This window comes from Streptomyces gottesmaniae, from assembly GCF_031845845.1.
In the GTDB taxonomy this organism is placed as follows: domain Bacteria; phylum Actinomycetota; class Actinomycetes; order Streptomycetales; family Streptomycetaceae; genus Streptomyces; species Streptomyces akebiae.
In genome coordinates this window covers 74864-91269 of sequence record NZ_JAVRFJ010000024.1, presented here as the reverse complement: position 1 = coordinate 91269, position 16406 = coordinate 74864, and the positions used below count along the sequence as shown (strand labels likewise).

The window sequence follows — 16406 nt, the reverse complement described above, 5'->3', positions numbered from 1 at the left end:
CAACGCCCTCTTCGGTCAGGGCAGTTGGCGGTCTCCGTACGTCTCCGTGCGGGGTGCCGTCCGCACCCGACGGCCAGGTCGCACGGCTCCGGCTCAGCCGGAACACAGGCTTCCCCCAGGCAAGAGGGACAGGATCAGGACATGGCAGGTCCGGCCGGTCCGCCCCTTCCGGCCCGTCGGATTCGTCGTATCCGTCGGTTCCGGTGTGACCGTCGGCCTACTCTGACCCGATGGTGGGGGAACACGACTTCGGTGCGCGGTTGCGGCGGCTGCTCGATCGCCGGGGGCTGCACCCGACGTCCCTGTCCCGCCACGCCGACGTCCCCGAGCCCGAACTGACGGCTGTGCTCCAGGCCCACCAGACCCCGACGCCACCCCTCCTACGGCGGCTCGCACCCGCCCTCGGCCTCCACACGGCGGACGTCTTCGCGATCGCGGGCGCCGACCTCCCCGAAGACCTCGCTCCACTGGACGCGACGGCCGGACGCGAAGTCCCGCGTGTCATCCAGGAAGCCGCCGGCCTCCCGCCGGAGCACCGGGGCCGGCTGCGCCGACTCGTCGCGTCCCTGCCCCAGGCACAGCGGACCCAGCCCGTCCCGGACACCCCTCCCGGCCACCGCTACCCCCCGGGGCCCGGGGCCCTTCTCCTGCGCATGCTGCACATCCGGAATCTCAACCTGCCGGCCACGGCCCGGGCGTTCGGGACGGTCACCGACCGCTACTGGGCGGCGGCCACCTTCGGCCAGGTGGGGCGCGGCCGCAAGCCGCTCACCCCGGACCTGTTGGCGGACTGCACGACGCTGCTCGACGTCCCCGCCGACGACCTCTCCGCGCTGACCGGCATCCCCCTGCCCACCACCTCCACCACCACCTGCGCCCCCACCCCCGGAACACCGAAGCTCGACGCGCCCGAGATCGCCGAACTCATCTGGGAGCTGCGCCGCCTCACCGCTAGCCAGCTGCGACAGGTCACCGACGCAGCGAAGGCCCTGCGGGAACGACAGCCGGACGCCTGAGCCGCGAACCCGCCCACCTCACCCCCGGCCCCCGTCGCGCACGTTTCCGCACGGCAACCCTGGCGATCGGGAGGCTGGAGGGCGAAGACTGGCACCCATGGATGCACCGATGCGCCGCCGCACCCCGCTCCCGTACGTCGACGAGCACACGATCCTCGTGGAAGCGGACGCCGACGAGGTCTGGTGGGCCCTGGCCGAGGCGCTCGACTGGGCCTTCTCCCGCCCCGCCGCGGTCCGTTACGCCAAGCTCGTGGGCTGCGCCGACCACACGGCGTCCGGGCCGCGCCCGCCCGTCGAGGGTGCGACGACGTTCCCCGGCTTCCGCACACTGACCGCGATCCCGGCCAGGCAGCTGACCCTCCTGGGCCGCCACCGCTTCTCCTCCTACACCCTGACCTTCCACCTCGAAGCGGCGGGGCCCGACCACGTCCGGCTGCGTGCCGAGACCCGTGCCGCCTTCCCCGGCCCGGCCGGTGGCCTGTACCGCCTGCTCACCGTGGGCACAGGCACGCACGCGAAGCTCACCCGCCGACTGCTGACGACCGCCCGGCTCCAGGCCGAACGCCCCTGGAGAAGGGCCGGATGAGTCCCGGAGCACCGGATCGGCGCCCACGACGTCAATCACACGCCGTCAATCCCGGGCCGGCGCCGCGCGCACGCCGCCGTCCGAGGGGCGAGGCCCCGCGCCTGCCGCCGTCCGAGGGGCGAGGCTCCGCGCACGCCGCCGTCAGAGGGTCCCCCGGCACCCGCGGGCGTCAGGCTCCGCTCAGCTTCCACGCACAGAGTCGTCCCGTACGGCGATGCTCCCGGCGTACGGGTGTGTTCCGGTCATAGCGGGGGGCCGCGCCCGCCCGGGTGCGGCCCCCGCGCGTCAATACGTGACAGCCGTTTACAAGCACGGCGCCGCGCGCTAGCTTCCGAAGCAGGTGGGGTGGGAGCGCTCCCATCTCTGGCGTGACGGACCGGAACCCGTCACCCCCGGATCCGCTCCCACCCGCACCACTCATCCGCACCACTCACTCGCACCACTCATCCGCACCGGCACGTCGCACCGGCACCTGGCACGTCCGCACCGGCACATCGGCACCCGCATCTCGGCACCCGCACGTCCCCCCACTTCAAGCCGTACACGCAAGGAGCTCCTGTCATGCACGTGACAAATCTACGGTTAAGACTGCCCCGGCGCCACAGGGCCCTTCTTCTCGTCCTGCTCGCCCTCGTCACCACGATCCCCGCGCTCGGCCTCGTCGTCACCGCCGGCAGCGGCAAGGCGGAGGCGCACGGCACTCCGATGAAGCCCGGCAGCCGTACGTTCCTCTGCTGGCAGGACGGGCTGACCGACACCGGGGAGATCAAACCGATCAACCCGGCCTGTCGTTCCGCGCAGCAGGTCAGCGGGACGACCCCGTTCTACAACTGGTTCTCGGTGCTCCGCTCGGACGGCGCCGGCCGCACCCGCGGCTTCGTCCCGGACGGCCAGCTGTGCAGCGGCGGCAACACCAACTTCACCGGGTTCAACACGCCCAGCGCCGACTGGCCGTTGACCCACCTCACCTCCGGCGCGACCGTCGACTTCTCGTACAACGCGTGGGCGGCGCACCCGGGTTGGTTCTACGTCTACATCACGAAGGACGGCTTCGACCCGACCAAGACGCTCACCTGGAACGACATGGAGGCGCAGCCGTTCCTGAGCGTCGACCACCCGCCGCTGAACGGCAGCCCGGGCACGGTCGAGGCCAACTACTCCTGGCGGGGCCAGCTGCCCGCGAACAAGTCGGGCCGCCACCTCATCTACATGGTCTGGCAGCGCTCCGACAGCCAGGAGACCTTCTACTCCTGCTCCGACGTCGTCTTCGACGGCGGCAACGGCGAGGTGACCGGCATCAAGCAGCCCGGCGACCCCACCGACCCGGTGCCGGGCGAGTGCGCCGCGACCCGGCGTACGACGGGGAGTTGGACCGGTGGCTACCAGTCCGAGGTCGTCGTCACCAACACCGGCGACGTGCCGATGCTCGGCTGGATGGTCAATTGGACGTTGCCCGCCGGGCAGAAGGTCGACAGCCTCTGGAGCGGCAGCGCGACCTACACCGGGCAGAACGTGATGGTGCACAACGCGGACTGGAACGGGGCACTGGATCCCGGTGAAACCGCCACCTTCGGCTATGTGGTGCAAGGGTCGGGAGGTGATCCCGCGACCACGCTGCCCTGCCGGGTGGGCTGAGCCCGGCCCGCGCGTGACGCCGGCCCTGTGCGGGGGCGGGCGTCACGCTCGGGGCGGACCGGGTGGGCGGGCGGTGCGTGCCCACCCGGTCCGCGAGCCGCGTCCCGGTACGGGGGAGACCGGGAGCGGTGGGAGTGCGGCTGTGAGAACCCCCCGACAGGACAACGTTGTCGAGTGGTCTGGACAAGACTCTATCGTTCCCATGGGCAACCAAGTCAAGCCGGTTGGGCCCGTGCCCCCGTCAGGCTCAGACTCAGGGGCAGGGTCAGGACAGCAGTTCCACCTCCGCGAGCGTCGCCGTGTCGTCCAGGACGAGCCGGTAGTGGTCGTACGCCTTCGGGGCCGGGACGGAGAAGGCCCGGGTCTGGCGGTCCCAGGCGAAGGACTCGCCGGAGCGTCTGTCGAGGGTCTTCCAGGTCGTGCCGTCCGTGGAGGCCTGCAAGGTCCAGCCGTCCGGAGCCTCGGCGCGTTCGGCGGAGGTCAGCGTGTACTGAACCGCCTCGGTCCGGGCGGGAGTCGGCAGCGGCACCGTCCGCACGGCTGCCTTCGTGGACGACGTGTCGTCGAAGAGCGCCCCGTCCCCCACGACGGCGTCCGAACGGGGGGACGGCACCGTGTCGTCCTTCGTGATCGACACCGGGGCCGCGCTCTCACCGGTGCCCCAGCGGGAGGGCTTCGGGCCCATGTCGAACTTCAGCACACCCCCACGGGAGATGAGGGAGTGCGGCAGTGAAGTCGACGTCCAGGCCTTGCCGTTGACCTTCAGACCCTGCACGTACACGTTCCTGGCGCTGTTCCTCGGGGCCTCGATCACCAGGTCCCGCCCGTTCTCCAGATGGACGGTCGCCTTGGTGAACAGCGGGGAGCCGACGGCGTATTCGCCGCTGCCCATCACCAGCGGGTAGAAGCCGAGCGCGGAGAAGAGGTACCAGGCGGACTGCTCGCCGTTGTCCTCGTCGCCGTGGTAGCCCTGGCCGATGTCGCTGCCGACGTAGAGGCGGGAGAGCACCTCACGGACCTTCTCCTGGGCCTTCCAGGGCTGCCCGGCGGCGTCGTACATGTAGATCGCGTGGTGGGCGACCTGGTTGGAGTGGCCGTACATGCCCATGCGCACGTCACGGGCCTCCGTCATCTCGTGGATGACGCCGTTGTAGGAGCCGACGAGGTCGGGGGAGGCCGTCTCCGGGGTGGAGAAGTAGGTGTCCAGCTTCTTCGCCAGCCCGCCGCGACCGCCGTACAGGTTGGCCAGGCCCTTGCTGTCCTGCGGCGCGGTGAAGGCGTATCCCCAGCCGTTGGTCTCGGTGTAGTCGTGGCCCCAGACCCGGGGGTCGTAGGTCGCGGAGTCGACCCGCCAGGCGCCGGTGCCGTCGCGGCCCTGGAAGAACCCGGCCTTCTCGTCGAACAACTCGACATAGTTGCGGGCCCGGTTGAGGAAGTAGGCAGCCTCCTCCCGGTAGCGCTTCTCGCCGGTCTTCCGGTACAGCGCCTGACCCATGCGCGCGATGCCGTAGTCGTTGAGGTAGCCCTCCAGTGCCCACGACAGGCCCTCGTGGGTGTCGGTGGAGGTGTAGCCGAGGAAGGGGGAGGTGGCCATGCCCTTGCGGCCGACGCCCGCCGACGGTGGCACGACGGTGGCGTTCTTCAGGGCCGCCTCGTACGCCGACTTCGCGTCGAAGTCCACACCCTTCACGTATGCGTCCGCGAACGCCACGTCCGACGAGGTGCCGGTCATCAGGTCCGCGTAACCGGGGGAGGACCACCGCGAGGTCCAGCCGCCGTCCTTGTACTGCTGCACGAAACCGTCGACCATCTCACCGGCCCGGCCGGGCGTCAGCAGCGAGTAGGCGGGCCAGGTGGTCCGGTAGGTGTCCCAGAAGCCGTTGTTGACGTAGACCTTGCCGTCGACGATCTTCGCGCCGGTGTGGGTCGGGGTGTCCGGACCGGTCATCGGGGAGAACGGCGAGGCGTACCGGTACGTCGATCCCACCTTCTCGAAGCCGGAGTTGGGGTACAGGTAGAGCCGGTAGAGGCTGGAGTACAGCGTCGTCAGCTGGTCGGGGGTGGCGCCCTCGACCTCCACCTTGCCCAGGACGCGGTCCCACTGCGCCCGTGCCCGGCTCTTCACCGCGTCGAACGACGTGCCCTCCGGGATCTCCTGACGCAGGTTGTCCTTCGCCTGGTCCAGGCTGATGAGGGAGGTGGCGAGACGGAGGGTCACCGTGCGGTCCGCGCCCGCGTCGAAGCGGAGGTGGCCCTTCACCCCGGTCGAGCCGCCGTCCGTGACCGGCGCGTCGAAGACCCCGTACACGAAGAGGCGGGTCGCGCCCGCCGACAGACCGGACTTCACATCCGAGAATCCCGTGACCACCCCGGCGTCCTTGTCCAGGGTCAGCCCCGCCTGGTCGGTCACGTTGTCGAAGATCACGCCGGCGTCGTCGCCGGGGTAGGTGAAGCGCAGCGCCGCCGCGTGGTCCGTGGGCGCCATCTCGGCCCTGACGCCGTTCTCGAAGCGCACCCCGTAGTAGTACGGCCGGGCCGTCTCGTTCTCGTGCCGGAAGGCCAACGCCCTTGATGTGCGGCTCAGTTCGGGCGTACCGGTGGCTGCCGAGGGCATCACCTGGAAGGTCTGCCGGTCACCCATCCAGGGGCTCGGTTCGTGACTTGCGCTGAACGCCTGGATGGTCGGGAGGTTGTCCGCGTTGTTGGCCCGCGCGTAGTCGTACAGCCAGCTCAGGGAACCCGCGTTGGTCACCGGCGTCCAGAAGTTGAAGCCATGGGGCACCGCCGTCGCCGGGAAGTTGTTGCCGCGGGAGAAACCGCCGCTGGAGTTCGTTCCCCTGGTGGTCACCGCGTAGTCGGACAGGTGCGCCTTCGGCCGCTCGGGCGCCCGGACACGCAGCGTGACGTCGTCGATCCAGCCGCGGAACCTCGCCGGGCCCTTCGGGGAGTCGTAGGCCACCAGGATCCGGTCCACGGTCCGCCCGGCCGCGACCGACCCGATCCGCGCGACCACGTCGTTCCACTGGTTGACGTACAGCACCTTGGCCGCGCCCTGCCCGCGCGGCGACAGCGGGAACCCATGGCTGTCCACCGCCCGCAGCTCGCTGAGGGAGGTGCCGTCGGTGAAGACCAGGTCGACCGAGACGTTGGTGGCGTCGTAGTCCAGATCGCCGTCCGCCATCGACGGGAAGATCCGGTAGGCCAGCTCGGTGTCGCGTTCGACGGCCACGTGGACGTCGAAGATCTTGTTGTACGAGTGCGCCGGTCCGTCCGCCGTGTGGCGGCCCGCGTACCGCAGGGCCCGCTTGCCGGTGAAGCCCGCGCCGGCCTTCGCGGTCGCCGAGCCGTTCGGGCCCCGGTCGACCAGCGACAGCATCTCCTTCGGCGGGGGCGCCTGCCCGCCGCCCGTGGAGAACTGCACATCGGCGAGCTGGGTGATCATCGAGGCGCCGTTGTTCCGGGTGATGTCGAGTCGGAAGTGCCGGTACCCGGCCACCGCGTCACCGGGGATGTCGTACGACTTCGTCTGGAACCGGTCGGTGAAGCTCTCGCCGGAGCGGGTGTCGAGGGTCTTCCACTCCTTGCCGTCGGTGGAGCCCTTGAGGGTCCAGTCCTTCGGGTCGCGGGTCTCGAAGTCGTTCGCCGACGTCAACGCGTAGGTCACCACCTCGGCCGGTCCGGCGAGGTCGAACTCGGCCCAGCCGGTGGGCTGGAAGGTGAGCCACTTGGTGCCGGACTCGCCGTCGACGAGGTTCTCCTTCACCTCGCCGCCGTCGGTGTTCTCGCCGCTGGCGCGGACCTCGGTGACCCGGTCGGTGATGTTGCCCGGGATACCGGTGGTGTAGCCGCCGTCGACCCCGGAGGCCCGCGGGGAGCCGTCCGGTGCGGTGTCGACCGTGCTGATCCAGTCCGGGGCCGGATCGTCCGGTTCGAACGACGAGCCGAACTCCCGCGCACCGGCCGCCGGTCGGTCCGGTAACGCGACGGCCGCGCCCTGCGAGGCCACCACCAGAGCGAATGCGACGGCGCCGAGCACCGCCGTGGATCTCCGTCTGTGCCGCATCAGCGAGCACCCTCCCTGCGTCCGACGTACTGTTTCCGATCAAGAAGTGATCGAAAGAGGACAACGTTGTCGACTGGGTAACGCGGGGACCAGTAGGGGTTGAAGTGGCGAGTGGTGTCAAGGGCGTTGACTGCGTCATCCGGGCCGAATGGCGGGGATTTTCCGGTCAGGTGGCGCAAGGTCGCTCATATTTCCGAGAGGTCTCAACTCGGAAAAGACCGAAGGCGAACCTTGCATTCGATCTTGCCCCCCTGGCGGGAAGTGGACTATACCTGTCGGCGTCCGCATAGTGGTCGCACGATCGTGGACGGCACTACCTGGGGGGAATTACCGGTGGTCGCGGACGTGTCCGCGCGCCGACCGCCGTCTTGCCCCTGTTGAATCCTCACGCACGACCCCAGCTTGAACCGACCGCGGTGCCGGGAGGATCCGGTTCACCGCCTGAGTCCTGGAGAAGGCGAGGACTTGAGCATGGGATCCACTACCGCTGAGCACGAGCACGGCCCCGAGGGCGTCGACACCACCCACCCCGAGGGCGTCGGCCGCCGCGATCTGATCAAGCGTTCCGCCGCGCTGGGCCTGATCACCGTTCCCACGATGAGCTTCCTGTCCGCGTGTGCCAGCGGGGGCGGCGGGGACGACGACACCTCCGAGGACACCCAGGGCGAGACCTCCGAGTCGAACCCCTTCGGCGTCAAGAAGGGCAGCAAGCTCGACGTCGTCATCTTCAAGGGCGGCTACGGCGACGCCTACGCCAAGGCATGGGAGGCCGCCTTCCAGAAGAAGTGGGGGGTCACCTCCACCCACACCGGCACCCAGGAGATCACCGGCAAGCTCCAGCCGCGGTTCAACGCGGGCAACCCGCCGGACATCGTCGACGACTCCGGCGCCCAGCAGATCCCGATCGACGTCCTCTACAAGAACGGCCAGCTCCTCGACCTCGCCGCGGTGCTGGACGCCCCCTCGATCGACGACCCGGCCAAGAAGGTCCGCGACACCCTCATCCCCGGCACGCTCGACGCCGGCATGCAGGAGGACAAGGTCGTCGCCCTCAACTACATCTACACGGTGTGGGGCCTGTGGTACTCCGGCAAGCTCTTCAAGGACAACGGCTGGGAGGAGCCCAAGACCTGGGCCGACTTCCTGACCATCTGCAAGGAGGCCAAGGCCAAGGACATCGGCGGCCTCGCGCACCAGGGCAAGTACCCGTACTACATCAACGTCGCCATCATGGACCTGATCGCCAAGACGGGCGGACTGGAGGCCATGAAGGCGATCGACAACCTCGACCCGAAGGCGTTCGTCGGCTCCGACGCCGCGAAGGCCGGGGTCGAGGCGATCTACGAGATCGTCGAGAAGGGCTATCTGATGCCCGGCACCAACGGCCTCACCCACACCGAGTCCCAGACCCGCTGGAACCAGTACAAGGCCGTGTTCATCACCTCCGGCTCCTGGCTGGAGAACGAGCAGCTCAAGCAGACACCGGACGACTTCGACATGAAGTTCATGCCGATGCCGCTGCTGCCGGACAGCGTGATGCCGTTCGAGGCGATCCGGGCCGGCTCCGGCGAGCCGTTCATCATCCCTTCCAAGGCCAAGAACCTGCCGGCCGCCAAGGAGTTCATGCGGATGATGCTCTCCAAGGAATGGTCGACGCTGTTCGCCAAGGAGGCCAACTCGCTGACCATCCTCAAGGACGGCGTCGACCCCGGCGTGCAACTGCGGCCGGGCACCCAGTCGACGGTCGAGGCCTCCCAGGCCGCCGGTGACAACACGTTCCGTTACCTGTACACCGAGTGGTACAGCGAGATGGACACGGCGATCCAGAACGCGTCGAACGAACTGATGGCGAAGCGCATTCAGCCGGCCGAGTGGCTCAAGCGGGCCCAGGCCGCGGTGGACAAGCAGGCCGAGGACCCGGATTCCAAGAAGAACCGGCGGGACTAGGGGGCGTCGGAGCGCCGGGGGAACCGCGCACTGTGGTGAGCTGCGGGTTCGCCCGTGGCTCACCGTGCGGTTCCCCGCGTCCCCGAAAAGCGGAGCGCGCCTTTCCTCTCCTGGAACCCGAGGCAGGGAAACACCAATGCGTAAAGGGCAGAACCGGTTCGTCGCGGGGTTTCTCCTGGTCCCCGTGGCGCTTTATCTGATCTTCGTGATCTGGCCGTACATCCAGACATTCGGCTATTCGCTGACCGACTGGAAGGGACAGTCGCAGACCTTCTCCTTCATCGGCCTGGACAACTACACCGCGTTGTTCGAGGACGACATCTTCCTCCAGGCGATCTGGCACAACATCCTGTTCCTGGTGTTCATCCCGGTCATCACCATCCTGCTCGCGCTGTTCTTCGCGTTCATGCTGAACGCGGGCGGACGCGGCCGGGCCGGCGGTGTCTCGGGGGTCGCCGGGTCGGGCTTCTACAAGATCGTGTACTTCTTCCCGCAGGTGCTGTCGCTGGCGATCCTCGCGGTGCTCTTCGGCGCCGTGTACCGCAGCGACAGCGGCGGCATGCTCAACGGCCTCCTGATGAAAGTGGGACTGGTCGACGAGAGCGCTCCCATCGAGTGGCTGAACGAGCCGAACATGGTGCTCTGGGCCCTCATCCTGGTCGTCGTATGGCACGGGGTCGGCTTCTACCTGGTGCTGTTCTCCGCCGCGATGCAGGCCATCCCGAGAGACATCTACGAGGCCGCGCTGATCGACGGCGCCGGACGCGCCCACACCTTCTTCCGCATCACCCTGCCGCTGCTGTGGGACTCCGTGCAGACCGCCTGGGTCTATCTCGGCATCGCGGCGATGGACATGTTCATCCTGGTCTCGACCATGACCGCGGGGGAGTACGGAGGCGGCCCCGACCACCACAGCGAGGTCATGGCGACCGTGATGATGCGGAACTTCCTGCTGTACGGCAGGAGCGGCTACGCCTGCGCCATGGGCGTCGTGATGCTGCTCCTCACCCTGATCGTGTCGGTGGTCATGCTGCGGGCCACCCGTCGCGAGCGCGTCGAGTTCTGAGCGGGAGAGACGACAGAAGATGAGTGCACCCCTCAAGACCGCCTCGCGCGGCGACTCGGTCCCCACCGGACCGACGGTGAACAAGGGCCGGACCGGGACCGGCGACGAGCGCGGCGAAGGCGTCGTCCTGAACGTCTTCTCGCACGGCTTCCTCGCCCTGTGGGCCCTGCTGATCGTGCTGCCGCTGCTGTGGCTGGTGCTCAGCTCCTTCAAGACCGACGCCCAGATCGGCGGCTCGGCCTTCGGCTGGCCCGAGAACTGGTCCCTCGACGTCTTCTCCCGCGCCTGGGACAAGGGCATCGGTGACTACTTCGTCAACACGGTCATCGTGCTGGTCTTCTCCGTGCCGCTGACCATGCTGTTCGGCTCCATGGCCGCGTACGTCCTGGCCCGCTACCCCTTCACGGGCAACCGGCTGCTGTACTACTTCTTCGTCGCCGGCGCGATGTTCCCCGTCTTCCTCGCTCTCGTGCCGTTGTTCTTCATGGTCAAGCGGCTGGACATGCTGAACACCTACCAGGGGCTGATCCTGGTGTACGTCGCCTACTCGCTGCCGTTCACCGTGTTCTTCATGCACGCGTTCTTCCGGACGCTGCCCACCGCCGTGTTCGAGGCGGCCATCCTCGACGGGGCCTCGCACACCCGGACGTTCTTCCAGGTCATGCTGCCGATGGCGAAGCCCGGGCTGATCAGTGTCGGGATCTTCAACACCTTGGGGCAGTGGAACCAGTTCATCCTGCCCACGGTCCTCATGCAGCCGCAGAGCGGCGACGATCCCGAGCGGTACGTCCTCACCCAGGGCCTCATCCAGCTCCAGCAGCAGCAGGGCTACGCCTCCGACCTGCCCGTCCTCTTCGCCGGTGTCACCATCGCCATGATCCCCATGCTCGTGGTCTACCTCTCCTTCCAGCGGCAGGTGCAGGCGGGGCTCACCTCCGCCACCCTCAAGTAGCCCGTCCCGGGACCTCAAGTAGCCGCAGAGTGACATTTAGTGGTCATTCGGCGGTCTCAGTTTCCCTCAAGGACTTGACTGCGGTAACCCGTTCAGCGGAGTTTGGAGTTCACAACTTGTAAGTGACCCGGCTGCGTGGCTGTGATCTGGGTCACCCGGGCGGCGTGCGGGCCGCCCGGTCTTGGACGGGAGTGGATGAGTCGATGGAGACTCCGGGGTCGCAGTCGTCGCTGCACCGAGCAAATCTCGAGCGCGTCGTACGGGCGGTGCGTCTCGCCGGGTCGCTCACGCAGGCGGAGATCGCCAGGACCACCGGCCTGTCCGCGGCCACGGTCTCGAACATCGTGCGCGAGCTCAAGGACGGGGGAACCGTCGAGGTCACCCCCACTTCGGCGGGCGGCCGACGGGCGCGTGCGGTCTCGTTGAGCGGGGACGCCGGAATCGTGATCGGCGTGGACTTCGGGCACACGCATTTGCGCGTCGCGATCGGGAATCTCGCCCATCAGGTGCTGGCCGAGGAATCCGAGCCGCTGGACGTGGACGCCTCCTCGGCGCAGGGTTTCGACCGGGCGGAACAGCTGGTCACCCGATTGATCGAGGCCACCGGGGTGGATCCTACGAAGATCGCGGGTGTCGGCCTCGGGGTGCCCGGCCCGATCGACGTGGAGTCCGGGACGCTCGGCTCCACCGCGATCCTGCCGGGCTGGACCGGCACCAAGCCCGCCGCCGAGATGCGTGACCGCCTCGGCGTCGCCGTGCACGTGGACAACGACGCCAACCTCGGCGCCCTCGGTGAGCTGGTCTGGGGCAGCGGCCGGGGAGTGCGGGACCTGGCCTACATCAAGGTCTCCAGCGGCGTCGGTGCCGGTCTGGTGATCGATGGCAAGATCTACAGGGGCCCGGGTGGCACGGCGGGAGAAATCGGGCATATTACTCTTGATGAGTCCGGCCCGGTCTGCCGCTGCGGGAACCGCGGCTGCCTGGAGACCTTCGCTGCCGCGCGCTATGTGCTGCCGCTCCTCCAGTCCAGCCACGGCACCGACCTGACCATGGAAGGGGTCGTGCGGTTGGCGAGGGACGGTGATCCGGGCTGCCGTCGGGTGATCGCCGACGTCGGTCGACACATCGGAAGTGGAGTGGCCAATCTCTGCAATCTGTTGAACCCGAGCCGCGTGGTCCTCGGTGGCGATCTCGCCGAGGCCGGAGAGCTGGTTCTCGGGCCCATAAGGGAGTCGGTCGGCCGGTACGCGATCCCGAGTGCCGCACGTCAACTCTCAGTGCTGCCAGGGGCACTTGGTGGCCGTGCCGAGGTCCTCGGGGCCCTGGCGCTGGCCCTCAGTGAAATGGGTGATTCAACCCTTTTGGACGGGACCCTCTCCGCTGCCACCCCTGCCTTCACTTAGAGAACGAAACACGCCGTTGCCAACCCGTTAAGGATTTACTTCTTGACGTCGCACGTGTGGCCGAGTTGACTTCCAGCCACCTCGGCCGCAGCGCTGCGGCCCGTGTCAGGGAGGCACAACCCAAAATGAACGCAACGATGCGTAGAGTCGTGATCGGCGCCACCGCGGTTTCGCTGGCGCTCTCCGTGGCCGCCTGTGGCAAGGCCGGCGACGACAACGACTCGGACAGCGGCAGCACCGGTGGTGGGGACAGCAAGACGATCGGTCTGCTCCTGCCCGACAACGTGACCGCGCGCTACGAGAAGTTCGACCGCCCGTACTTCGAGGACAAGGTCGAGGAGCTCTGCTCCGACTGCACGGTCGAGTACGCGAACGCCGCCGCCGACCCCACCAAGCAGGCTCAGCAGATGAGCACCATGGTGACCAAGGGCGTCAAGGTCATCGTCGTCTCCGCCCAGGACTCCGCCGCCATCAAGTCCTCCATCCAGTCCGCGGTGGACAAGGGCGTCAAGGTCGTCGCCTACGACCGTCTCGCCCAGGGCCCGGTCTCGGCCTACGTCTCCTTCGACAACGTCAAGGTCGGCGAGCTCCAGGGTCAGGCCCTCCTCGACGCCCTCGGCGACAAGGCGACCGCCAAGTCCAAGGTCGTCATGATCAACGGCGACGACGCCGACCCGAACGCCGGCCAGTTCAAGGAGGGCGCGCACAAGGCCCTCGACGGCAAGGTCGACATCGCCTACGAGCAGTCCGGCCTCTGGAAGGACACCGTCGCCGCCCAGAAGATGTCCGCGGCGATCACCCAGCTGGGCGCCAAGAACATCGCGGGCGTCTACGCCGCCAACGACGGCATGGCCGGTGGCATCGCCAACACCCTCAAGGGTGCGAAGATCAGTGGCATCCCCCTGACGGGTCAGGACGCCGAGCTCGCGGCCATCCAGCGGCTCGTCGCCGGCACGCAGTCCTCCACGGTCTACAAGGCCTACAAGCCGGAGGCCGACACCGCCGCCGAGCTCGCGGTCAACCTGCTGGAGGGCAAGGACGTCAAGTCCCTCGCCGACACCGAGGTCACCAGCGGCTCGGGCGACAAGGTCCCGGCGAAGCTGCTGACCCCGGTCTCCGTCACCAAGGAGAACATCAAGGACACGGTGGTGAAGGACGGCCTCTACACGGTCGCCGACATCTGCACCGCCGAGTACGCCAAGGCCTGCAAGGAGGCCGGCCTCGAGTAGTCACTCGGGCCCGGGCCGCGAGCGGTCACCCGCGTCACGACCGCTCGCGACCCCCTGAACCTGTCCGGCGCCCGCCCCGTCTTCAGACCCCGCTTCCGGGGCGGGCGCCGGACGGAACCGCTGCCGAAAGAGCAGCGGCCATACGCATGTTCACCTTGTAAGCCTTGTGCGACGGCCCCCACCCACGGGGCCAGGCACATTCCTCCGCGCCTGGTTCAAGGCGCGGCATCCCCGCCGGTCAGGCGGCGAAGGAGATGGTTCACGTGTCCGCTACGCCCGTGCTGGCGTTGCGCGGAGTCTCCAAGCGATTCGGTGCGGTGCAGGCACTCACCGACGTCGAGCTGGAGGTCCACGCCGGTGAAGTGGTCGCCCTGGTGGGCGACAACGGCGCAGGAAAGTCCACCCTGGTCAAGACCATCGCGGGTGTCCACCCCATCGATGAGGGCGTCATCGAGTGGCAGGGCGACCCGGTCAAGATCAACAAGCCGCACGACGCCCAGGGCCTCGGTGTCGCGACGGTCTACCAGGACCTCGCGCTCTGCGACAACCTCGATGTCGTCGGCAACCTCTACCTCGGTCGCGAACTGCTGCACCGGGGCGTCATCGACGAGGTGACGATGGAGAAGAACTCCCGGGAGCTGCTGTCGACGCTCTCCATCCGGATCCCGAGCGTACGGATCCCGATCGCGAGCCTCTCCGGCGGTCAGCGCCAGGTCGTCGCCATCGCCCGCGCCCTCATCGGTGACCCCAAGCTCGTCATCCTGGACGAGCCCACCGCCGCCCTCGGCGTCGAGCAGACCGCACAGGTCCTCGACCTGGTCGAAAGGCTGCGCGAGCGCAACCTCGCCGTCATCCTCATCAGCCACAACATGGCCGATGTCAAGGCGGTCGCGGACACCGTCGCGGTCCTGCGTCTGGGCAAGAACAACGGCTCCTTCTCCGTGAAGGACACCAGCCACGAAGAAATCATCGCCGCGATCACCGGTGCCACGGACAACGCCGTGACCCGTCGCGCGGGGCGGCGCACCACGGAGGCGGCAAAGTGAGCGACACGTCCAAGACCGTGAAGAGCGATTCCGCGACGGGGCCCGAGGGCCAGACCACGGTCGCCCCCGCCGACGACCCCACGGCCGCGCCGGTCACCGTCGTCGACCCGCGTCTGCTGGTCCGCGAAGAGGGCTTCAAGGGCTACGTCACCGAGTTCAAGCGCAAGGTGAAGGGCGGCGAGCTGGGCTCGCTGCCGGTGGTCATCGGCCTGATCGTCATCTGGACGATCTTCCAGCTCCAGAACGATCGTTTCCTCAGCGCCGACAACCTCTCGAACATCAGCTACTTCCTCTCGGCCACCGGCATGCTCGCCATCGGCCTGGTGTTCGTGCTGCTGCTCGGCGAGATCGACCTGTCCGTGGGTTCGGTCAGCGGTCTGGCCTCCACCCTGTTCGCCGTGTTCGCGGTGAACAACGGCATGAACGCCTGGTTGTCGCTGGTCCTCGCCGTCCTCACCGGTATCGCCATCGGCGCGCTGCACGGCTGGTTCTTCGCCAGGATCGGCGTACCCGCGTTCGTCGTCACCCTGGCCGGCTTCCTCGGCTGGAACGGCCTGATGCTGTGGCTGCTGGGCGAGAGCGGCACGATCAACATCCCCTCCGACGAGGGGCCGGTCCGTCTGCTCGGCCAGAGCTCCTTCTTCATGGACCAGGCCATCATCGGCGCGTACATCCTGGCCGGTCTCGCCGTGGCGCTCTCCCTCGTCGGCAACCTGGGCGAGCAGCGCCGTCGTCGGGCCGCGGGTGTACCTTTCCGGCCGACCAGCGAGATCCTGCTGCGCGTCGGCGCGCTCGCCCTCGTCTCCTTCGCCGCCGCAGCCGTGCTCAACAACGCGTCCGGAGTCTCCAACGCGCTGGTGATCTTCCTGGCGGCGCTGGTGGTCGTGGACTTCGTGCTGCGTCGTACGACGTACGGCCGTCAGGTGTTCGCGGTCGGTGGCGGCATCGAGGCCGCCCGCCGTGCCGGTATCAACGTGCCGATGATCCGGATCACCGTGTTCGCCATCTCCGGTGGCTTCGCGGCGGTCGGCGGCATGTTCTTCGCCGGCCAGACCGCGAGCGCGACGCTGTCCGCCGGTGGCGGCAACACGCTGATGCTCGCGATCGCCGCGGCCGTCATCGGTGGCACCAGCCTCTTCGGTGGCCGCGGGTCGGTGTGGTCGGCGCTGCTGGGTATGTTGGTGATCCAGTCGATCCAGACCGGTCTCGACCTGCTGAACATGAACACCTCGATCCAGTACATGATCACGGGTGCGGTGCTCCTGGGCGCGGTCGTCATCGACTCCGTCAGCCGTAGGAGCCAGAAGGCGGCGGGTCGCGCCTAGCCGCCGTCGGGGCACATGTGCCCGGTGCCTTCCAGGCACCGGGCACTTCTCTTTGTTGTCGGACGTTTCGTACGGGTACGTCTGCGCAGGATGGTTTACGGCCGTTTGCGTGACACGGGACCCGACCGCCCGGCGGTC

The 16406-nt window shown here is 68.3% G+C and carries 11 protein-coding genes; 10 read left to right on the top strand and 1 reads right to left on the bottom strand.

The window, feature by feature from the left end; all coding sequences use genetic code 11:
- The first annotated feature begins 230 nt into the window (after positions 1-230).
- The 3 genes from RM704_RS25935 (at position 231) to RM704_RS25925 (ending at position 3237) form a co-directional block, all read left to right on the top strand.
- On the top strand, positions 231-1016 hold the full coding sequence (locus tag RM704_RS25935) for a helix-turn-helix domain-containing protein (protein WP_033529446.1): 786 nt from the start codon (positions 231-233) through the stop codon (positions 1014-1016).
- A gap of 97 nt (positions 1017-1113) precedes the next feature.
- Positions 1114-1602, top strand: coding sequence for a hypothetical protein (locus RM704_RS25930; protein ID WP_311591292.1), 489 nt, complete (start codon positions 1114-1116; stop codon positions 1600-1602).
- A 561-nt stretch (positions 1603-2163) separates the two neighbouring features.
- Positions 2164-3237 carry a lytic polysaccharide monooxygenase auxiliary activity family 9 protein gene (locus RM704_RS25925; protein WP_192829746.1) on the top strand — a complete coding sequence of 358 codons (1074 nt, stop codon included), beginning with the start codon at positions 2164-2166 and terminating at the stop codon, positions 3235-3237.
- Positions 3238-3502: 265 nt separating this feature from the next.
- On the opposite strand, the gene RM704_RS25920 is transcribed toward RM704_RS25925, so the two are convergent.
- Complete coding sequence (locus RM704_RS25920; protein WP_033529444.1) at positions 3503-7300, bottom strand: GH92 family glycosyl hydrolase; 3798 nt, start codon at positions 7298-7300, stop codon at positions 3503-3505.
- Positions 7301-7771: 471 nt separating this feature from the next.
- Here RM704_RS25920 and ngcE point away from each other — a divergent pair, with 471 nt between their 5' ends.
- From ngcE to RM704_RS25885, 7 genes are all read left to right on the top strand, one after another.
- Complete coding sequence (gene ngcE / locus RM704_RS25915) at positions 7772-9247, top strand: N-acetylglucosamine/diacetylchitobiose ABC transporter substrate-binding protein (RefSeq protein WP_033529443.1); 1476 nt, start codon at positions 7772-7774, stop codon at positions 9245-9247.
- 136 nt (positions 9248-9383) lie between these two features.
- Positions 9384-10313 carry a carbohydrate ABC transporter permease gene (locus tag RM704_RS25910; RefSeq protein WP_033529442.1) on the top strand — a complete coding sequence of 310 codons (930 nt, stop codon included), beginning with the start codon at positions 9384-9386 and terminating at the stop codon, positions 10311-10313.
- Positions 10314-10332: 19 nt separating this feature from the next.
- On the top strand, positions 10333-11265 hold the full coding sequence (locus RM704_RS25905; RefSeq protein ID WP_033529441.1) for a carbohydrate ABC transporter permease: 933 nt from the start codon (positions 10333-10335) through the stop codon (positions 11263-11265).
- Between the two features lie 203 nt (positions 11266-11468).
- A complete protein-coding gene (locus tag RM704_RS25900) occupies positions 11469-12668 on the top strand; it encodes an ROK family transcriptional regulator (RefSeq protein WP_033529440.1) in 1200 nt (399 codons plus the stop codon).
- A 137-nt stretch (positions 12669-12805) separates the two neighbouring features.
- The gene (locus tag RM704_RS25895) at positions 12806-13897 is read left to right on the top strand and encodes a sugar ABC transporter substrate-binding protein (RefSeq protein ID WP_033529439.1); all 1092 of its coding nucleotides are present in this window, start codon (positions 12806-12808) and stop codon (positions 13895-13897) included.
- A 254-nt stretch (positions 13898-14151) separates the two neighbouring features.
- A complete protein-coding gene (locus RM704_RS25890) occupies positions 14152-14943 on the top strand; it encodes an ATP-binding cassette domain-containing protein (RefSeq protein ID WP_078853670.1) in 792 nt (263 codons plus the stop codon).
- Positions 14940-16268, top strand: a complete 1329-nt coding sequence (locus tag RM704_RS25885) for a sugar ABC transporter permease (RefSeq protein ID WP_033529437.1) — start codon at positions 14940-14942, stop codon at positions 16266-16268. Before RM704_RS25890 ends, RM704_RS25885 begins: the two co-directional genes overlap by 4 nt.
- Positions 16269-16406: the final 138 nt, after the last annotated feature.